Genomic DNA, 20990 nt, shown 5'->3' on the forward strand with positions numbered 1-20990 from the left:
GCTGCTGCCTATCTTGCGAAAGGCATCGATGCACCATTCGCGAAACACTTCCACATAGATCACGCCCCGCAAGGGCCCATTGCCCATCGCAGAGTGATCATTTCGCGTTCGTTAGGGCCAACCGCGCGAAAGCGTGCAAAAGCCGCTGGGCGAGATCCGCTCCCGAAAAAAAGAAAGGGCTATTACAGGAAGTTTCGGCCCGTCGATCTAGCTCGTCTTATCGGAAGCGGGGGATGGAATGCGCTGCCGCAAGCTCCAAAAAAATCCAAAATTTCCAAGAATCATCGTCCTCCAAATGCGCGCAGCGCATTTGCAATGGGCAGGCGGAAGCGAGTGATGGACCTCCGGAATCCCGCCGTTTCCATTCAGCCGTAATTGTTCGCGGTGACTAGCGAGTGTTCAGATCGGTAATTCGATGCAATGAAGTTGTCTGCCGATCACCTCGTGCATCTAAGGTTGCTGGCTGCGGAGTGCTGACGAAGGCCAGCGCATGGTTCTGCAGGACGAACTCTGATGCCATGACCGCACTTGGGGCGCTTTGCAGACCGGCTGAAACGGGGCCGGAAGCGGACTGTCGCCTTTCGTTTCGCATATAACGGATTTGGACATTCCGAACTCCCTCTGAGATCAGCAAAGCCAATTCAGCAGTGTCAAAGTCGATAGCTGTCGGCAGCGTAATGCTAGAAGCCGGTTTGCGCTCAGCCACCGCTTCGCATGCCAATGCTGCCGAGCGCCCTATTCTCTGGTAGGATACTGCCGAGAACCGTTGGGGTGTTACAGTTCTTATACACCCAATAAGCCTGCGTATTGAATCGAGCTCTGCCCAACCCCGATTCCCTCGTTACTAATTGTTTGACCTGAACTCGCCATCGCACAGCGCATTTGCGGCTTTCCCTGATGCGGATTGCCTGCCGATTGAAGATGCCCGCCACCATACATCATTGACTCCGACCGATTCTGCCATTTTGTTGCTCCGCGAAGGGGGAAGCGATGCGTTTCATGAGTTCAGGTCGATGCGCTTTTCTGGTTTCGGCAGCGGTAGCGTTGGCGGGGTGTTCTTCTAATGCCGACAGCGAGGCTGGCGACGCGGCACCAGAAGCAGCACTGGCAGTTGAAGATGCGGAAAATGCGCAGACTGACACCAGTCGGTCCAAGAATGATCTTTACGTTTCTGGTCCGGAACGGTCGGGGCAACTCGAGCTCAACGCGACAAATCTAGCCTACCTGTATCATCGGATGTCGGGCGAACCCGCTTCCCTTGCTCGAATGATGACCAAGCCGCTCGGGATGAGGTTCGACAACGAATTCGCTCGACGTCGCTTTCTTGAAGAAAACTTCGACGAGTTTACTGATTTGGTGGACGAAGCCGTTGCAGCCAAAACCTACTTGGTCGAGCTTAATGGCAGGCTCGAAGACTATGACTTTGATCGCGTAGGATTCCCGATTCACGGTCTGTTCGACAGGACAATGGTTAGCTTCAGTGCAAGCGAAAGCGGGTCGGAAGGACTTGATTTCGCATTGGCGCTCGAGGGGACCGGGGAGATGAGCTTTCTCCCGATGTCGCCCGAAGAAGCTGAAATTTTATCAAACTCGCGAAACAGTCGGTCTGTAGATCTCGAAGTGGCGTTCACCCCTATTGAGGCCGGATGGGAGCAAGTCCGCAGCGATCAACAGCGCGTTGTAAGGGCTAAGGCCTATCGTGTGCGAGTTCTTTCGCGAGATGGCAGTGAGATCGGGAAGATTACTTCGGATGCACAACCTTCCAACGCTCCGCTTCGTCTATATGCTGACAATCCCTTCGCGAAGGCGAAGCTGACAAACCCTTGGTCAGCGGACAATGCCCCCGAAGCCGTTCTGGACCGGTATGCCTGGATTATCGACGACCGGTGGCAAATGTCGAACTATAGCGATGGCGACAAGTTCGACGAGGCCATGAGTTTGAATGCGAGCTCTGCAGGCGGCTGCGTTGACCAATTTGGATATAGCGAGTGTCAGCGAATATCCGAGCGGCGAAGCGACTTCATCGCACGCTGCACGCAGAGCGTTCCAGAACAACGCAAGCGGGACTGCTATTCAATCCGTCATCTGCCATACACCCGACAAGAAGCTGACGCGCTCTGATCGGCTGAGAGACAAGCTGCTGCGACGGCGGCATTACTCTCCGGCCAACTCGTTGCGGGGCTGGGTTAGAACCAGCTATCCTTCTTTTTCTCATCCTTCTTACCACCCCAGGAGTGTCGCATTCCGAACATCTCGACGGAAACCTGACCGTCCGACCGCACATCGACCCCGTCCGTTACCCGGGTCGTCGTCTTGCCGTCGCTGTGCAGGGTTACACCGTCCACGATGCGCGTGTTCACCCTGCCTTTTGTATCGACCGATACGCCATCGACGAGCTCGCTCGTGATCGCTCCATCAGAAGAAACATTCAAGCCAGCGACACCGTAGGAAAGACCCTCTGATTGATATGCTGCCGGAGCTGACCTTTCTGGTCGTTTCCCAGTGCCGGACGTGGACACAGCGCTAGCGTTTTCTGCGACACGCTGGCGGCGACTGTGCGCTACAATCTGGTCTCTGGGAACACCTTCCGCGTAGAAATCCAGATACCCTATTACGACATCGGGGTCCTCTTCACGCTCGGGCGATCCGGTCAGCCTTATGGCTAGGTCGCGTTCTTTTCTTCCGAGAGCTTCTTTTTGTTTCGCTGCAATAAGCGGGTGGCGCGCAAAGCCGAGTGCAGCGAAAATCAGTCCAAAGAAAGGTGCGTCCTGAACCCACCAACCACTGGCAAAAAAGCTAATCGGGATCGTTCCCAACATCAGCACTAGGATCGCGATCGAAAGCATGACGCCTGTTCGGCGTTCCGTTGCCATCGCCGCATATAACGTAGCAAAATATGCCGACATGACGACGAGTGCGAGCATCGTTCCATCGGTAAACTGTTCGCCTAACGTCCAGCCATTTGGTGCCCAGATACCCATGATTGAGGCCAGCGCCATTGCCCCGCCGTAAAGAATAGCGTGGCCTTTTTGCGAAAGCCGGGGCAACGGCCAGTCTTTCCCTGCGGCCTCTATTTCAGCCTTGTTCGCTTGGATACTCCTCTCGATCGCGCCAACCTCTCCTGCCGCTATCATAGAGGCGGTGCCTAATGCGAGATCAATACCCAGGCCGGGTTCCGGATGCCTTTTCAGCAGCGCGGCAAACCAACTTCGAGACAGCAACTCGCGCGTGCTTTCTGCTTCTCGGTCGAACCGGCATCGAGCGGCGAACTCCGGATCGAAGAGCGCATCGAAAATTTGCACCTTGGTGCTGCTAGCGATTTTGCGGGCGGCCGACGCGTCGCGCTGACCATTCATAAAATGAGCGATGTAAAAGGCTTCGGAGTGCGGGTCTGCCAGACATAGCTCGAGAGCGCCACCGCGGTCGTTCCAGATTTCTTCGTATGACAGCATATCGGCGTGGGTGACGCAGTAGTCCAGGAATTCCCGCTGCCAGTGTTCATCGAACCGAAGCAATCGTTCATCGCCCGACGCTTTGGCGGCTAGTGGGAGGATCCCAAGATGGTGGATGTCGCAGACGAATTGGCGTTTGGGTAAGCCTTCTGGCAATTGATCGAGCGCAATCTGTTCAAGCTGTTCCCAGTTGATCGCGACGCCCATAAAAGGCGGCGCTCCATCCTTCCAATGAGCTGCCAGAAACGTGTAGAGCTTTTGCTGTGGGTCGAGATCTTGGCCAAGAAGGCGATCGTGATCGATCTTCGCGTCGATGTCGCCAAGTGTGTGCTCGATCCATTTCCCAATGTAGCCACCGAGCAAATGCTCTTGGGCCTTCGCAGGTTTCGGAGCCATTGCTGTGACGAGCTCAACAAGTGTCGAACACTGTTCACCATCAAAGACGTAAGGACGACTTGGCTCTTCGGCTTCTCTCATGTTCCCCCCAAGGCAATCTCCCGAAGACGGGCTTTCGATTCCTAAAGAAGGTTATCAAATAGCAATTTTCACTCCAACGCAAATCAGCCAGCGAAGCCTCCACGAAGCGTCGGCTTTTGGGACGTCGTCTCGGCCGTCAACTTCTGCGGACTGTCTGTTTCTGGATCACAAAAGGCGCAAAGCGGTCATGGCCGTGGCTTGGGTAATTTGACCATGTAGTCAGTAGGAAGCGATCATCTCGGTCAAAGCTTCTACTGCACGCCAATGTCCCTCGACCGGAGCGCCTTCAGGATAAACCTCTAGCGCTGTCGACGGCTTGATCCCGGTCTCCTCATAAACGCTGCCGTCGGGCGCGGCGAAGACCTCGTTCGAAAGCTCAAGCAACCAGCCGTTGGGCAGTCGCTTGGCCAACGGAGTGGAGAACGCACCGCGGGTTGTGGCCCCGGCATGCACCACCCGCGGGTTCTGTCGCAGAGCCAGTGTGGCAAGCTCTCCCCCGCTCACCGTGACATCACTGGTGAGCAAATGGACTGGGCCGGTAAAGCGCGGCCCCGGCGCAGGCTCTATTACGTGCGGAAAGGGAGGGAGGGCGGACCCACGGGTCACGGTTGTGAAGCCAATATAGGCTTCGTCCGTGAAACGCGCTGGGATCGCCTTTGCGATCTTGTCCCAGCCACCGCGGTTGTTCGACAGGTCAACGATTACCCCTTCTACACCAGCTTCGGCAAAGGCAGCGAAGGCTTCATCCATGATGCGATCAAACTCGGTCATTTCCGCTGTTGCCCAGGCTTCGCTGCCGAAGTCCTCTCGAGCCGTGAACCCGCCCATCTGAAAAACCTGCAGGTAGCCAACCCGCCCGTCAATCACGCCCCACACTATTCGGTCGTTGCCGGTGTGGTGGGCGGTTTCACCGAGCTTCTTCATCGTGGTGTCGATCAGGCCGACCAGCCATGCAGTCTCGCCGCCTTCTGCTGCGCGCATCCGGGGCAAGGTTGTGCCTTGGCCGTCTTGCACCCGGCGACGTTCACCACCGACTTCGCCGATTAGCTTGGTGTGGCTGTCCGACAGTCCATCCATGTATCCGGCCAGCGCATCCCACAGTTGGGCGTCGCTCATGTCGGGCCGGATTGCCGAATTCACTCGTTCGGCGCGCTTCGAATGGTTCGGCGGTCGACGGTCGAAGAAGGCGTAATGGCGGTCGAACGCGTCGAGGAAGGCATCTGCCACCGCTCGCGGAGTAGTTGCCGGGGTTTCAGTGCATTCCTCGGGAAGCGCTTCGAGTCTGTCGAACACCACATTGGTATCGCCTCGCAACAGTTGGAAGATCGCGCTCCTGCTCTCCGGCAGGGCACGGAAATAGCGGTAGGAAACCGAGTCCATTGCGCTCAGAGCCTCGCCCGAGGATGCCGGACGATAACAGGCCGCTCCGGTTTCAAACTGAGTGACGCCTGCTTCGTCAATGCGAAGCAATCGTCCATAACCACGGCTTTTCCAAAAACCGCGAATTGCCGGATCTGTGGTTCCGTCTGCTGTAATGATCGCCTGGAAAGGGCCCGCAATGCGCCACGGCGGCGGGGCCTCGTCAGGTGTGGAGGCCGTTGCGCATGCAGCAAGCGGGGCCAAAAGGAGAGGGGCGACAAACTTGGACAGGCGGAGCATCCATACCATGCTGCCGCTTGCCCGGCGCCCGGACAAGACCGGCAATGCGAAATGTCCACGACGTTCGATCAACGTTCATGATGGCAGGTAGAGGTCAACTTTTGGGCCGTTAGTGGACAGTCCGCTTTTGGCGCGGGACACATGAAAGCCGCCAGCATTTCTGAGCACAGTCGATCCTGCGTGACAATCGCACGATGCAACATTAGCGGATCGCGAGTGAGTGTTTCCTGTTCTGAAGCGGCCTTGGCAGCCGTGCGCCCCGCCATGCCCGACCCTCGTCAGTTAATGCGCGACCTTCAGGTGTTCCGCGATCCCCAGCCGGGGCGTAGCCTGTGGGAGCTTGGTATTACGCTGATCCCCTTTCTTGGGCTGTTCGCAACGATCATCGTAGCAGCGGACGCGGGTTACCTGTTCGCCCTAGCGCTTACTCCGCTCGCTGGACTGTTCCTACTGAGGCTATTCATAATCCAGCACGATTGCGGCCATGGATCCTTCCTGCGGAATCGCGCGAGCAACGACTGGTTCGGGCGGTTGCTGGGCGTCTTCACGCTCACGCCCTATGATTGCTGGAGCCTCAGCCACGCGCGTCATCACGCCATGACTGGCAACCTCGACAAGCGCGGCTTTGGCGATATCGATACGCTGACGGTGCGCGAGTATTGCGAAAGATCGAGGACCCAGCGGCTCGGCTATCGCCTTTACCGCCACCCTTTGACGTTACTTGGTTTTGGCCCCGCCTATCTCTTTCTCCTGCGCCACCGCCTGCCCGTGGGATTGATGAAGGAGGGCTGGAAGTTCTGGATCAGCGCCCTGGGAACGAACCTTACCACTCTCGCAATCCTCGCTCTGCCAGTATGGTTGGTCGGCTTCGGAGTGACGCTGGCGGTGTTCCTGCCGACCCTGCTCTTCGCAGCAAGCATGGGAGTGTGGCTGTTCTACATCCAGCACCAGTTCCCCCAAGCATACTGGGAAAGCAAATCCGACTGGTCCTTCGCCGAAGCCGCCCTGATGGGCAGCACACATTTAGACTTGCCGCCGGTTCTACGCTGGTTCACCGGTAATATCGGCATCCACCACGTGCACCACCTTTCAAGCACGATACCGTTCCACCGCCTGCCCGAAGTCCTGAAAGCACATCCGGCTCTACGCGACCTCAACCGTTACACGGCATGGGAGTCGCTCAGCGCGTTCCGCCTGGCTCTGTGGGATGAGGAACAGCAGCGTATGGTGACGTTTGCTGAAGCCAAGAAGATGACGGGCTAAACTTTCGCTTTTATACAGCTAGATCCGGCCCTGCACGCCGCCGAACAGTGCCTCGGTAGGATTGATCCCAACCCACCAACGCCTCGCCGAAAATGGCCGGAACTGTTTGAGCGGGAATTCGCTGCGTCATCATGTCGCGGAGAAAATCTATGTCTCAAAATTCGAAAATCGGCGCCGGATTGGGCGGCGTCGTTCTTACTGCCGGAGCGATCGCATTCGGAGCGTTCCTGTCCAACAGGCACCAAAATCGCGGATATGACGATGCCGCCAACCATACCAAACGCCAGCCTAAAGGCGACAACGCGCAGGTCGGCCGATCGGTAACCATCCGCAAGCCGCGAGCCGAAATGTTCGCGTTCTGGTCGGACTTCTCCAACCTGCCGCAATTCATGGAGAATGTGGAAGCGATCGAAGCCGGCGCAGACGGGGTTTCAACCTGGCGGATCAAGGCCCCCGCGGGCCAGACGGTCGCGGTGAAAACCGAAATCGCCAGCAAGAAGCAGGACGAGGTGATCGCCTGGCGCTCGGTCGAGGATTCCGAGATCGAAACCAGCGGCGAGGTTCGCTTTGAGGATGCACCGGGCGAGCGCGGAACCAGGGTCAGCCTGGTGATGGCCTACGACCCGCCCGCAGGTGCGCTCGGCCGAGCGGTGGCGAAGCTGTTCCTGCGTGAGCCGCAGGTCCAGGTCCGGCATGATCTGAAGCGTTTTAAGATGCTCATGGAAACCGGGGAAATAGCGACATCGGCGCGAACGCGGGACGAAACCCGTGCGGCGAAGCAGGAGAACGGATGATGCGAGCACTTACCTGGCATGGAACCAACGACGTTCGCGTGGACACGGTCAGCGATCCGGAAATCATCAATCCGCGCGATGCGATCATCAAGATCACCAGCACGGCCATCTGCGGGTCCGATCTTCACCTGTATGATGGCGTCATTCCCGGCGTGGCGCCGGGCGATGTGCTGGGCCATGAATTCATGGGCGAAGTCGTCGAGACGGGGTCTGCGAGCGATCTGAAGAAAGGGCAGCGCGTCGTCGTGCCGTTCACGATCAGCTGCGGGGGCTGTTTCCATTGCAAGCAGCAGCAGTATTCCGCCTGCGACAATTCGAACCCGGCTGAAAAGCAGGATATGTCGGCGACGCTCTACGGCCAGCCGATGGCCGCCCTGTTCGGCTATTCGCACCTGACCGGCGGCTATTCCGGCGGACAGGCCGAATACGCCCGCGTGCCCTTTTCCGATGTCGGCCCGATCGTCGTTCCCGATCATCTGGAAGACGACAAGGTGCTGTTCCTTTCGGACATCCTCCCGACCGGCTGGATGGCGGCGGAAAATGCCGACATCCAGCCCGACGATACGGTTGCGGTGTGGGGCTGCGGCCCGGTCGGATTGTTCGCGATCCAGTCGGCCATCGTGATGGGCGCATCCAAGGTGATCGCGATCGACCACTATCCGAACCGCCTGGCGCTGGCGAAGCAGCTGGGCGCGGAGATCATCGACTTCCGCGAGACCGATGTACGCGAGGCCCTGATGGAAATGTCCGGCGGGATCGGCGTGGATGCGGTAATCGACGCGGTCGGCATGGAAGCGCACGGCTTCGCCATCGACAACATGTTCGACGTCGTGAAGCAGAAGGTCGGCATGGGCGCCGACCGCGCGAGCGCGCTGAAGCAGGCGATTCTCGCGGTCCGGTTCGGCGGCAAGGTCTCGATCCCGGGCGTCTATGGCGGGATGACCGACAAGTGGCCGCTCGGGGCGATGATGGAGAAGGGCCTGCAGGTCCGCGGCGGCCAGACCCATGTCCAGAAATATACCAAGAAGCTGCTCGAGAAGATCGAGGATGGCACGCTCGATACCACGTTCCTGATCAGCCACCGGCTGCCGCTCGAACAGGCGGCCGAGGGCTACAAGAATTTCAAGGAGCAGCAGAATGAATGGACCAAGGTCATTCTGAAGCCCGGGATGGAGAACTGATCATGGCCGGCAAAATCGACAAGCTGTCCGGGCTATGCGTGATCACCGGTGCTTCGAGCGGCATCGGGCTTGAGCTCACGAAACTGGCGGCCCGCGATGGCTGCGACCTGATCCTCGCCGCCGACCGCGATCTTGGCGCGGCCGAAGCCGCCGCGCGGCAATGCGGTGCCGCAGGTGTCGAGACGGTCGAAGCCGATCTCGCCACCCGCGATGGCCTCCAGGCCCTCGTGACGGCGCTCGGCGACCGTACGCCCGATGTCCTGCTCGCCAATGCCGGCCATGGGCTGGGCGAAGCGTTCCTCGATCAGGAGTGGAAGGACATCGCCCATGTCATCCACACCAATGTCACCGGCACGACCTGGCTGCTGCACCATGTCGGGCAGAAGATGCGCGCGAAGAATGCTGGCCGCATCCTCGTGACCGGTTCGATCGCGGGGCACATCCCGGGCGCTTTCCAACTCGTTTACAACAGCACCAAGAGCTACATCGATTACTTCTGCTTCGGGCTGCGCAACGAGATCAAGGATACCGATGTAGTCATCTCGTGCCTGATGCCGGGGCCGACGGATACCCAGTTCTTCGACCGCGCCGGGCTCGAGAACACCGATGTCGGCAAATCGGACAGCAAGGATGATCCCACCATGGTCGCCGAGGCGGGCTACAAGGCCCTTCTCGAAGGCGACGCGCACACCGTCAGCGGTTTCATGAACAAGATCCAGGATATGTTCGCCGGCGTGATCCCCGACACGGTGCTTGCCCAGATGCATCGCCGGATGGCCGAACCCGGCGATCGCTAGGGCCGCACGCCTTCGCCAATCTGCAACAACCGAGGAGAACACCTATGCCTCTCACCGCCATCGCCCTGAACTGCTCGCTCAAGAAATCTTCGGGCGAAGCAAGCTCGACAGACGCCATGATCGCCGTGCTGAAAGAGCATTTGGCCGAGCAGGATGTCGAACTGGCCGAAACCATCCGCATCGCCGATTACAATGTCCCGCCGGGCGTGACGTCGGAGGAGGGCGAGGATGACGACTGGCCGGGTATTCGAGAGAAAATCCTGAGCCACGACATCCTCGTTTTCGGCGGGCCGATTTGGATGGGCCAGATCGGGTCGGTCGCCAAACGCGTGCTCGAACGTATGGACGCCTTTACCAGCGAAACCGATGACCAGGGCCGGATGCCGAGCTTCGGCAAGGTGGCGATTGCCGCGATCGTCGGCAATGAAGATGGCGCGCACTGGAGCTCGGCGCAGCTGTTCCAGTCGCTCAACGACACCGGCTGGACGATCCCGGCGGGCGCGGCCTGCTATTGGGTCGGCGAGGCGATGGGCAGCACCGACTTCAAGGAGTTCGCCGAAACCCCCGATGCGGTGACCGAGACCGCGCAGATGTGCGCGATCAATGCCGCGCATCTCGCCAAACTGCTTGCAGGCGACACCTACCCCGGGACGAAGGCCTGACGGCCCGGAACGCTCACACTCGGTAATCTCTTGGGAGACCATCATGTGACAAGGAACCACCAGCCGGATCGAGCCGCCCCTGCCTGAGCAGCAACAGCGTGTTCCGGGCGCGACCGAGGCAATGCACCCCAGGCCCGATCACGGCGAAGACAGCTACGAGGGCTCCGGCCGTCTCGAAGGAAAAAGGGTCGTCATCACCGGCGGTGACAGCGGGATCGGTCGCGCGGTCGCAATCGCCTTCGCGCGCGAAGGCGCGGATGTGCTGATAGCCTATCTGTGCGAGGATCACGACGCGCAGGAAACGAAGGAATGGGTCGAAAAAGCCGGACGCAAATGCGCCTTGATGCGCGGCGATATCAGCGATGCGGCGCATTGCCGGGCGATTATCGACGAGGCTGCCCACACCTTCGGCGGGATCGATGTGCTGGTAAACAACGCTGCCCACCAGATGACTTTCAGGACGTTGGAGGACATTCCCGACGAGGAATGGGAGCGGACCTTCGCCACCAACATCCACGCGATGTTCTATCTTGCCAAAGCCGCTTTGCCCCACATGGGTGAAGGCAGTTCGATCATCAATTCGGCATCGATCAATTCCGACCAGCCCAATCCCACGCTGCTGCCCTATGCGACCACGAAGGGGGCGATCCAGAATTACACGGCAGGCCTCGCGCAACTGCTGGCAGACCGGAAAATCCGCGTGAACTGCGTCGCGCCCGGGCCGGTCTGGACACCGCTTATCCCCTCTACGATGCCCGAAGAGGACGTCGCCGAATTCGGGAAAGATTATCCGCTTGGCCGCCCGGCGCAGCCCGCCGAACTCGCGCCGCCATACGTCATGCTGGCGAGCGATGAAGCGAGCTACATCTCGGGAGCCACAATCGCCGTTACCGGCGGCAAATCGATGATGTGATCTGCCGGCTGCCCGAGTAAGGGGGCGATACAGCGCAGCTGACCAGTTTGGGCTGCTCCGACGAATACGCGGATCTGAGGCGGACGCCTATTCGTCGGGCGACCTTCCGATCGAGCGCGCGATGTTGCGATCCTCCTTGCCGAACTTGTCTTCGGCAACCCGCAGGACCGTGATCATGATCAGGCTGACTACGGTCAGTATTGCCACCAGGGGCCATTGCGCGGCACCGCAGGCAATACCCACCATGGTCGCCAGCCATAGATGGGCCGCCGTCGTCAGATTGTGGAGTTGGCCCTTGCTGAAGACGATCAGACCGGCCCCGATTATCCCGATGAACGCTCCGGCTGCCTCGAACAGTCGCAGGGGGTCCATCCGCGGGCCGTCGAGCTGATGGTACAGGGCCATGATCGACACCACCATGGCCGCAGCCGAAACACAAATCAGGCCATGCGTTCGCATGCCGGCGGCATGGCCGCGCCATTCGCGATCAAGCCCCAGCACCAGACCGAGAATCGCAGCCACGCCAAGCCGGCTGATGATATCCCAATCGAGCCATTCGAGGGATGTGACAGGGTTGAGTTCCATGATTGGCTGCTCCGCTTTCTGCCCGGATCCCGGGATGGGTCTTTCCGCTCGCCGCAAGCTGATAGGACAACCGACCCGAGTGCTGCAATCGCCGGGTTGGATGCTTTCTTATGTAGACAGCCGGGCAGCGCTCCTACGACAACCCGTTGCAAAGGTGAGACAATCTCTTCGTGGGACCCTTGCCCGATGCGGGGTCGCCCATGTATTCTCTTAGCGCGGACGGGTTCTCGACACGACACGAGGAGAAACGTGATGGCGAAGGGAGACAAGGACAAATACACCGACAAGCAGAAGCGCAAGGCCGAGCACATCGAAGAGAGCTACGAGGACCGCGGCGTCTCGCAGGAAGAGGCCGAACGCCGCGCCTGGGCGACCGTCAACAAGGAAAGCGGCGGCGGCAACAAGTCCGGCTCCGGCCGGGGTGGCCAACAGAGTTCGCGCGAAAACGGGGCGGAAAGCAAGTGATGCATAGCTACAAGCTGCGCGCCCGCGATGATCACAATTCAGTGATTGAAGAGATCGACTTCGAATGTCTCTCGATTGCCGGAGCTTTGGACAAGGCCAAGGCCATGGTCAAAGCCGGCCACGCGGATCTCTACGAAGATGGCATGCCGATCTGTTCGATGGAACTGGTGGCAGAAACAGGCGTGTGGCTGGTTGGTAAGCCGCGGTGATCTGAACGCTAAACGGAATTATAACCGAGCAGCCCTTAGCTCGCGGGCAGTTTCCAGCTCTGCGTCTGCTTTCGAATTCGCCGCATCGGCAGCTAAAAGGGGATCCGAAAGCAGCCGTGAACGTCCAAAATCAGGACGCCTTATCGACGGCGGCTGCTGGGCCGGAAGCGGAACGTCCGCTTTAGTTCCACTTCAACCGGAAAGCAGACATTCCATTCGTGGCAGCTGACGCGGTTTCCTACGCGGTCAGATGTGAAGTCTAGATTTCTTAACTCTCGTCCTTGCGCGTCTGCGCGATCAGGGCATCGACCTGCGCGGCATCTTTCTCTTTGTCCGAGGCCTCTAATTCTTCCCAAGGCACGAGATCGCGGTGAAGCAGCTGCTTTGGGTCAGTGGCGGCCCGGTCGGCCGTGGGGAGCCAGCCGTCCAGCAGGCGCTCGACCGACCAGCGTTCATGCTCGTTGCGGCGCATCTTCTCCTGCGCCGCCGGTGAATCGCTCAGCCGCGCCAGATCCGATTTCTTGATGGGATCATGCTCGGCCGCCGCGCGACTAGCGTGCACATAGGTCTCGTCGAGATGACGCCAGGGCTTGTTGGCCGGCAGGTCCGCCACGTCCGGAAGGCCTTCTTCATAGGTAAGGTGCTTGCGCGCCGCAGCTCGGTCGCGCTGGCGCGACATGAGCGAGCCGGCATGGCGTTGCAGCGCCAGAGAGATGGGTTCCTCGAAATTCATCTCGCCCTCGCGATAAAGCGCACGGACCGAATGGGTCGACCGGGTCACCGGCTGGATCGAGTAGTGTAGCGCCGCCGCGCGCCAGAGATGGAGGCCGATCCGGAACGCCGCCTCGACCGTTGCCCCATCGTCTTCGAGATCGATGATGATTCTCGTCAGCGTGGGATCGTTGATCAGCGTGTCGTGGCCGCTGGCAAGGGACACGGGTTCGGCATCCTTACCGAGCACTTGCGGAAAAGCATCGAACGCCTGCCGATGCAGTTCGAACCATCCCTCCCAGCGCAGGGCATAGGCCGGGTCGATGGTGATGCGGGGAGGAGCAAGGCCGACAGACCAATTATGCCGCAGGACGAAGGTCGCGACCTCTTCCAGCAGTCGCGAATGGCCGATGATGCCGACATGTACCCCTTCCTGTTCGAAGTGATGTGCGGCATCAGTCAGGTCCGCATCGGCGAGGACTTCGCGCACGGCTGCCTGGTAGAGCGAGAGGGGGCGCAGCCGCGCGTCGTCCCGTGTCAGGATCGTCCGCGACAGGCGCATCGCACGGTGCATCTGCGCGCTCTCAATCCGGACGAGGATGTCTTCGTGGCGCGAAGTTAGCAGCTCGCCGATCTTGAGCGCCCTCGCGAGATTGTCGGCATCATCCGCGCCCCACACGACGAGCCGCGACGCTTTCTCGGCATTGGACTGGCGCAGGGCCGTCGGCAATTTGGCGTCGATCAGGATGATCCCGAGATTGCCCATAGCCTCGATCCGCTCGGGGCTCGGTTCCCTTTCCGCCTGGATGACGACCTCACCGTCGCTGGTGAGGCGGCGCGCGATACCGTCGCCTTCGCCGGGTTCGGAAAAGAGGATCACGTGGCCGCGGGCCAGCGGGAGCAGCGCATGCGCCATGCGCCGCCGTCCCCAGGCGATGGCGGCCCAGACGATCGCGTAGACCGGTATCGCGGCGCCGAAAAAGCGACCGAACCAAAGCAGCGGGTCGGTGAGGAGCGCGCTTTCCGTCTGGTTGAGATAGCTATCCTGGGGCGCGAGGAAGGTGAAGGGAGCGTAGAGCGCGTCGGCGAGGCGGCGGCCGACATCGGGCTCGGGGCTGGCCTGCCACGCACCAAGACTGGTCAGCGAGAACCAGCAGAGGATGAGCAGCAGGAAGATGACCGGCTTGCCGATCGTGCTGCCATGGCCGCGCTTCGTCGCCCAGACGGCCATACGTGCGGCGAGGTTGGGCGGTGGCAATTGTTCGTCCGTATCCATGCGTTTTCTTACTCCCCGGCCCGCGCGGCGGCCAATTCTTCTCGCCGATCAAATTGCCGCAAAGTCATGCAGACAAACTCGCGTGACAGCGCCTGAAGGTCATCCGTCTTGCCAGCCATCGCTCCGTCTCCCCGAACCTCGCCGTCTGGCGTGACAAGCAGAACCGGAAGCGCCCGCTCGCAAGCCAACTCGACGACATGCCCGGTTCCGCCTTCGCCGCGTGGTTCCTCGCCGTCCCAATAAGCGAGCAGGCCGTCGGCTGCAGTCACCATCCAGCGGGCAAGCTCAGCATAGGATAATGAGGTGGGCGGTTCCGAGGTGTCACAGATAACTGTCTGCCTTGTCGCCCCGTCTGTCGCCCGGTGATAGCGTGCCCGAAGCCCAGCGGTAGCATCGGGCCGCACTTCGAGACCGTCGAACAATGTCGTTTCAAAGAGTGCCGGTGAACAAGGCAGAACATGCCAGTCTTTCGCGGCTGGGAAATCCCGCTTGCGTGTCTCCGCAAAGAGCAGGTCGGCACCAGCCGCCAGTCCGTTGGCGATCAGGGGCGGCGCTTCGTCCCGACCGCACGCCGACCATTCCTGCCCAAGCGTGCGCCACAAGCGGCCAAGCACCTCTTCGAGCGTGGTTTCGGCCCGCGCCGACAAGCGGCGATGCCCCGACACCGCGATGACGGGGGTATCGGGAAGACCGTCTTGCGCGGGCGGAAAGCCCATCGACATCAGCCGTCGCCTTTCAGCCGCTGCAGCAGCGCAAGTGCTCGCGGATTGCCGTTGCGGACCTCCAGTTTGAGGATCGCCAATGCTTCCTGCTTTTCCCTCTGGTCAGAAGATGAATCGGTCAGCGTGGCGACGATATAAGACATGGCCGCAGTGCGATCCCCATTGTCCAGCGCCAGCTTCGACCAGCGTCGCGCTCCGGCCAGATCCTGCGGGCCGCCTTCGCCTTGCATCAGCATGTTCGCAAGATTGGTGCGGGCCTTATCAAGTCCGCCCTCTGCAGCCATGGTCAGGTACTTGCGCTCACTTTCCTTGGATGGAGAAGAAGCGCGACCGGCATGATGCATTATGCATAACGACCAGGCAGACTCTGCAAAGCCCGCCTTCGCAAGCTCCTCGAATATCGCCTCCGCTTCCGCGCATCGACCCTGTTCATCAAGCAAGATGGCCTCATCGTGTCGCCGTGCCATGTCCGTTTTTGATAGGTCCATGAATTCTTGCTCCCTTGTGCTGCTATTAGCCCGATTTGATGGCTCTGATGGCGAGGGCGGATTTTCGATAAGATGGAAGAGATCTGAAAGCTCTCGCTGCGACGACGTATCCACCCCGGCAGCCTCGATCTGGGTGCGGATGGCGTAGTTTTTCGCCCGAACCTTTGTTGCGACATCCGGTTGAGTGAGAACTGCGCTGATGATCGCATCCAGCCAAGGCTTTACCAACACCTCCGCATCTTCCGTCGAAGAACTGACGAAGCGTTCCCGGCGATACGCTTCGAAATCCAGCTCACCGCCAAGCACTTGGTGGAGCGCTGCCAGCCTGTGGGCCAAACCGGCACTCGTCGCGTGCGAATTGTCACTCGCGGCACCACTGATCAGGGCTTCGAGCAGGAACATGTCCTTTTCCGCTTCCTTGATCTTCCCGGTCATGAGATTGGTTTCGATAATCTCGGGCAATTCGCGGCGTTGGTGGGCTGTTTCCTTTTCCTTTGAGAACACCATGCCATGTCCTGCTTCGGGAGGCGACATACCCGCGACCTTGTCGACGAGCCCCAACCGGCGAAGCGCGCGCCGCTCTGGCGCTCCGTGTCGATAGGGGAGTTGTTCGGGGACGATCTCGGCAGAGCCACAATGCAATAACTGTTGCACGCCTTCGCTGCGGATGAGGATCATGAGCATCCCCGCATGGTAGACCGCATCGAGCAGGTCGTATCCGGCGGGGAAGAAGAAGGGCCGCTGGCCATCTCCGTCGCGCATGGTGATTCGGTGGTGATCGAGTGTGGCGGAAAGCCTGCCATGCGAGAGCGTGAAGGTGAGGTCGTCGGGGACCGGCATTTCCCAATAGGTTCCGCCATCGTTCGGTCCGTGAATTTCCTCCATTCGCTCGCGTAACGGCAATGGCAGGGCGATGGCTCCCTCGACAGGCTCTACGGAAATGTTGCCATTCGCCGCGTCGCAGGTGAGATGCTGGAACTGCCCCTTTTCGTCGCGGTAGGCAAAGCCGCGTGTCGTCAGCACGAGGCCTTCGGGGGCGACAATGAACTTGGCTCCGCAAACGCCTTTCTGCGAATCGAAGCTCTGGAACAGGCGCGCTTCGGATCCCTTGCCCCGGTAATGATCCTGGATCGCGGTTAGCCCGATACCAAGGCGCGCGAACCAGGCGGTCGCTTCGAAATGCGCATTGGGCTGGTCGAACATGAGAACCTTGCCGTCGAGCAAAGTCGTGCGCTCGAAGTCCGTCAACAGGCTGTTTCTTGGCACGAGTTTCTCGATCGAACGCCGTCGCAGCAGCAGGATGCCATCAGGAGTCGCCATAATGCGCTTCACGCGGGAGAGGCTTGCAAGCGCCTCCACCTCAGGTTTGTCGTCGCTGGCAATGGGGAAAATGGACGAAGCGATTCCGCCGTTGAGACCTGTAACCAGATGATCGCCGCGGATGGCGAGGTAGGCGACGTTGGGATGGCGTTGTCCGATAACGGGATCGCGTGCAGTGACCATGCAGTCGATGCGTCCCTTGCCGGCTGCCGCGACTTCGCCCAGCGGGCCCGAGGTATCCGCGACGACGAGACCGGGCTCGTTGCCGTTCTGGCCGAACAGAAATGTGCCCAGCGTCGCAAATCGGCTGAAGCCGGCGTTTCGGGAGCGGTCCCGGCGAACAATCTCGCCATTGGCGAGGAGCAGCGACTGACCCGTCAGCCGCGCCGCCGCGGGATTGTTGCTGTCATTGTCCTCTGTGATCCAGCGGATGGTGGCGTCGGCGTCCCAGAGGACGGCGCGTTGATCCTCGAGCGTCAACAGCGCCCGCCCTTCCCCGAGATCGGTACACGTAGCGATGTCCGACACCAAAGGCTCTAGATCGAGTGATTGGCCATCGGCGAACAGCAGTTGGGGACTGCCATTGTTGATCAATATCGCCGCATTGCCGGGCAGATGCGGGCCCGAGATCAGCGAGAGGGCCATCTCGCGCAATGAAATTTGCGCTATCTCGCCGCTCGCATGATCGAGCAGGAAATGACCTTCCGCACTCCATGCCAACAAGAGCGGTCCAAGCGGTGTGACGCCACGCGTCATGAACGATGTCGCGTGCCGAAAAAATCCCTGATCGGCAATGTTAGGCCAATTCTGTTGCTCGATGACCTGGAGCGTGGCCGGGTGGACGATTTCGGTCGCGATTGTCCCATCGTCTTGCTGACGGAACACCAACAGACGCTCATCGTCGATACGCTCCACCCCGCCGACAGCCCGCGCGGGCTTCTCGATCACCATGCTGATGGCTGCAGGATCGAGACGCGCTAGGCCGCCCCCTCTCGACAGGACGAGGATATCGTTACCATCGCGCCGCACCTGCCAAGGCACCCACTTGTCGTTCTCGATCTGGTTGGCGCTGAACAGCACCTTGCCGTGTCGAACCGACCACACAACCAGCAATTGCAAGCCGTAGATCGCGACTAGTCCTTCGCCCAGATTGGCGATGTCGGCTTGCTGGTCGAAGTGCATGTGGCCGCGGCGTCCCATCAATGCCGATGCGAGTTTCTCGGGCCTGAAGCGCCACGCTTCCTCGAGTCCGTCATTCGTGATCTTCACCGATGGCCCCGTCTCGAGATCGAACGGATCGCTTCCCAGCGCATCGCCGCTCGCATCGAAGCGGTGTACCGCGAGGGGGCTGCCGCCGACGACCAGCCAGCCTCCGTCCTCGGTCGGTACGGCGCCGAGGACAGGGCCCGATCCGATGTCGAAACGGTGCAATTCGCGCGCCGCGCTGACGCTCGACAAAGCGAGATCGCCGCGTGGGCCCCAGGTGAGGATGCGCCCGCTTTCCGGGACGATCACCATGCCCTTGATCTCGCCGTGGCCGGGCAGGGTCGCACGGAGGTTTCCGTACTGCCCTTCAACAATGCTGATCGACCCGTCCTTCTGGCCGATCGCCAAGTCTCGCCCAACGGGCTGGATGAAGCTCACATGACGCGGCGAAACGGCGTCCGCCACCCGCACACCCGGAATGCGCGGAGATTGGAAGCATAGCCGCGCGACGCTCTCGTCCTCGCGGAAATGGCCGCGCAGCGGGTTCGAAGCGAAATCGCGCCCGACGCGCTGGCGCAGGTAGAGGGCTCGTTCGCTGGCATCCTCGAGCCGAACAAGATTATGCCGTTCCTCGCCGATCATCTCGGCATATTGGCGGATTACGGGCGAGCCGAGCCAGTCGGCGGCGCGCAAGGCATCGAGTTCGGCCAGCGTATCGGCGAGCATCGCCCGCCCCGTCTTGGCCGCCATGAAGTGCGGATCAAGCAGTTGTTTTTCGAGTCTTTCACGCGACGGCGTGCCGAGGGCGGCGGCCTGGAATACGATTTCGGAAAGGCTGTAGGGTTCCTCGTATCCTTCTGTTCTCGACAGTTCGATCCGGTCGGCGGCGAGGTTGAAAAGCCGCTCGTGAGCCCACTGACCGCACGATTCACCAACGCGCTCCCAGACGGCCCGCTTCAGCGCCTGGTGCACGAACGCGTAATGCAGTTCGCCACCCCGCTCGGTCATCTCCAGCAGCGGAGAAAGCGATCCGACCAGCCTGCTAAACGCGGTTCTCGGTAGCGTGTCCAGCGCGATTCCGTCGGGGAAGGATCGGCGCAACCAATCCATGATCGCGGCATCGTCGCGGACCGCCTCGAACAGCGTTGCTTCGGCAACGCTTCGGCGCGCCGCCGCCAACAATGCGAGAACCGTCTCGGCAAGTCGCCGCCCGTGGCCCTCGCGATCGACGAGATGCTCGATCCAGCTGGCGACCCATGCCTCCAGCCGCGCATCGGTCGGCTGGAGCAGATCCTCGTCGGAGAGCGAGCGCGCGATTGTCGAGGCGATGCGTGTCGCGACGGCCTTGGCGGGCATGTCTCCCAGACCTTCGAACAGGGTCGCAAATTGCCCCGGCTGCAGTTGCCGCCCGTCGGCTCCCAAAAAGCTCTCGATCGCCTGCCGCGTTTCCTCCTCGTCGAATTCGGCGAGCGGGATCACGGCGTCGTGCGGGAAAATGTCGGCAAAGGCGTCGCGAATACCCTCGTCGCTGGTTGTGATGGCGAGGGTGAGACGCTCGCCCGGTTCGGCCGGGATCCACGAAACGGCTTCGCCGACATCGCGCCAGTCGCATTCGTCGAGCCCGTCGACGACCAGTAGCACATTGCTCGAGAAAGGTCGCTCGAGCCGCCGCCGCAGCGCCGCCAAAGCCTCGGACGCTTCGCCGCTTTGGTCGACGCCGTCGCCGACAGCGCTGCCCATCAGCCGGGCGAAGCCATCGCCGTCGAGCCGTTGCCTTTCGCGACCCGGACGCAAGACGATGGCGTCCGGCATTCGCTCGACGAGCTGATCGACGACGATGCTCTTGCCACAGCCGCTGGACCCGAACACCAGCAATGGCTGTGCGGCCGTTTGGCCGAGACGCTCAGCCAGTGGCGCTACGCATTTACGCTCGATGAGCGCCGCCGGTCCCGCAGTCGGATCAACTGCGCTCTCGGCGGCATCGTGTCCGCTGGAGGCATGCAGCAGAACCTTGCGCGCCCATTGTTCGAACGCGGCGCGATAGGCTTTGTCGCCGTCGCCCGAGCGCTCAAGATTCTCGATGCGCGCGCCCTTGTCGGCGAACATGCGCTCGACGCGCTGGCGCCAGCGGCCATCGTGCGGAGACTTCGCCTTAGCCATGCGTCCGAACAGCGAGCTTTTTTCGCTTCGCCACATCGCGCCGATCCGTTCGGCATCCCCGTCGACGAGACTGAGCCCGAGCGCGAGTTCCTGCATCGTGACCGGCGTCGACAGGCGTTGCGCCAGGTCGGGCGACAGGCGATCGAGATGCGCATCGATTACGCTGCGGATGCGCTCCTCCGCCTGCGTCCAGTTGAGGCCCTGCATATCCTCGAAAGTCTCGCGATTACGCAGGATGCGGGTGGGCTGGATGAAATTGGCGTCGGCGCGGTAGAGCTCATCGAACAGCCTGACGGCCTCGTCATCCTCTTCGCCGAGGATTGAGAGGATGGCGCTATGATCCGCTTCGCCGAGCAGGCGGGGCAGGGGGATCCAGCCGGGCCGGTCGCTGCCGAGATAGAGGAAATAGGGTCGTGCGCCCGACGCGCGACTGCGGCGGATCTCGGCCATGCAGATATCGACCGCATGATTATCTAGGCCGGCATCGCGCGACACGCCCCAGCGCAGGTCCAGCAGGTCAATCTCCCGTCCCTCACTCCGCAACTCCTCGTTCAGTGCCGGCACCAGCTCGGTGTTGAGGAACTCGCGTTCCCAAGCGAAGTCGAGGAAGGTCGAACTGAGGAAGATACGATCAACTTGCATGTTTTCTC

At 60.7% G+C, this 20990-nt stretch carries 14 protein-coding genes and 1 pseudogene; 9 read left to right on the forward strand and 6 right to left on the reverse strand.

Annotation, left to right across the window (positions count from 1 at the left end):
• Nucleotides 1–990: 990 nt before the first annotated feature.
• Nucleotides 991–2121 carry a hypothetical protein gene (locus tag AC13F2_RS11650; protein ID WP_348032438.1) on the forward strand — a complete coding sequence of 377 codons (1131 nt, stop codon included), beginning with the start codon at nt 991–993 and terminating at the stop codon, nt 2119–2121.
• Nucleotides 2122–2186: 65 nt separating this feature from the next.
• Here AC13F2_RS11650 and AC13F2_RS11655 read toward each other — a convergent pair whose 3' ends face one another.
• Both AC13F2_RS11655 and AC13F2_RS11660 read right to left on the reverse strand, forming a co-directional pair.
• Complete coding sequence (locus AC13F2_RS11655) at nt 2187–3929, reverse strand: hypothetical protein (protein ID WP_348032436.1); 1743 nt, start codon at nt 3927–3929, stop codon at nt 2187–2189.
• Between the two features lie 219 nt (nt 3930–4148).
• Entirely contained in the window at nt 4149–5309 is a 1161-nt protein-coding gene (locus tag AC13F2_RS11660) for a S41 family peptidase (RefSeq protein ID WP_482965300.1), read from the reverse strand.
• 495 nt (nt 5310–5804) lie between these two features.
• Between AC13F2_RS11660 and AC13F2_RS11665 the strand changes: the two genes are divergently transcribed.
• From AC13F2_RS11665 to AC13F2_RS11690, 6 genes are all read left to right on the forward strand, one after another.
• Nucleotides 5805–6851 (forward strand): fatty acid desaturase, encoded by a 1047-nt coding sequence (locus AC13F2_RS11665; RefSeq protein WP_482965301.1) that lies wholly within the window; start codon nt 5805–5807, stop codon nt 6849–6851.
• Between the two features lie 149 nt (nt 6852–7000).
• A complete protein-coding gene (locus tag AC13F2_RS11670) occupies nt 7001–7645 on the forward strand; it encodes an SRPBCC family protein (protein WP_348114780.1) in 645 nt (214 codons plus the stop codon).
• Nucleotides 7645–8826 (forward strand): zinc-dependent alcohol dehydrogenase, encoded by a 1182-nt coding sequence (locus AC13F2_RS11675; protein WP_348114782.1) that lies wholly within the window; start codon nt 7645–7647, stop codon nt 8824–8826. Before AC13F2_RS11670 ends, AC13F2_RS11675 begins: the two co-directional genes overlap by 1 nt.
• 2 nt (nt 8827–8828) lie before the next feature.
• A complete protein-coding gene (locus AC13F2_RS11680) occupies nt 8829–9623 on the forward strand; it encodes an SDR family NAD(P)-dependent oxidoreductase (RefSeq protein ID WP_482965302.1) in 795 nt (264 codons plus the stop codon).
• A gap of 44 nt (nt 9624–9667) precedes the next feature.
• Nucleotides 9668–10285: a flavodoxin family protein gene (locus tag AC13F2_RS11685; protein WP_348051876.1), complete on the forward strand. Its 618-nt coding sequence runs from the start codon at nt 9668–9670 to the stop codon at nt 10283–10285.
• Between the two features lie 121 nt (nt 10286–10406).
• Nucleotides 10407–11198 carry an SDR family oxidoreductase gene (locus tag AC13F2_RS11690; RefSeq protein WP_348110743.1) on the forward strand — a complete coding sequence of 264 codons (792 nt, stop codon included), beginning with the start codon at nt 10407–10409 and terminating at the stop codon, nt 11196–11198.
• Nucleotides 11199–11285: 87 nt separating this feature from the next.
• On the opposite strand, the gene AC13F2_RS11695 is transcribed toward AC13F2_RS11690, so the two are convergent.
• The gene (locus tag AC13F2_RS11695) at nt 11286–11783 is read right to left on the reverse strand and encodes an MgtC/SapB family protein (RefSeq protein ID WP_050599070.1); all 498 of its coding nucleotides are present in this window, start codon (nt 11781–11783) and stop codon (nt 11286–11288) included.
• A 252-nt stretch (nt 11784–12035) separates the two neighbouring features.
• Between AC13F2_RS11695 and AC13F2_RS11700 the strand changes: the two are divergent.
• A pseudogene (locus tag AC13F2_RS11700) lies at nt 12036–12233 on the forward strand (plasmid stabilization protein); the annotation flags it as partial.
• 14 nt (nt 12234–12247) lie between these two features.
• Entirely contained in the window at nt 12248–12457 is a 210-nt protein-coding gene (locus AC13F2_RS11705; RefSeq protein WP_050599068.1) for a hypothetical protein, read from the forward strand.
• 268 nt (nt 12458–12725) lie between these two features.
• Here AC13F2_RS11705 and AC13F2_RS11710 read toward each other — a convergent pair whose 3' ends face one another.
• Genes AC13F2_RS11710 through AC13F2_RS11720 form a run of 3 tightly spaced genes read right to left on the reverse strand, consistent with a single transcriptional unit; the run spans nt 12726 to nt 20982 of the window.
• Nucleotides 12726–14444, reverse strand: coding sequence for a hypothetical protein (locus tag AC13F2_RS11710; RefSeq protein WP_482965303.1), 1719 nt, complete (start codon nt 14442–14444; stop codon nt 12726–12728).
• Between the two features lie 8 nt (nt 14445–14452).
• The gene (locus AC13F2_RS11715; RefSeq protein ID WP_482965304.1) at nt 14453–15166 is read right to left on the reverse strand and encodes a hypothetical protein; all 714 of its coding nucleotides are present in this window, start codon (nt 15164–15166) and stop codon (nt 14453–14455) included.
• On the reverse strand, nt 15166–20982 hold the full coding sequence (locus AC13F2_RS11720; RefSeq protein WP_482965305.1) for a hypothetical protein: 5817 nt from the start codon (nt 20980–20982) through the stop codon (nt 15166–15168). Before AC13F2_RS11720 ends, AC13F2_RS11715 begins: the two co-directional genes overlap by 1 nt.
• Nucleotides 20983–20990 lie beyond the last annotated feature (8 nt).

Source organism: Qipengyuania sp. L-5Y (assembly GCF_056859455.1).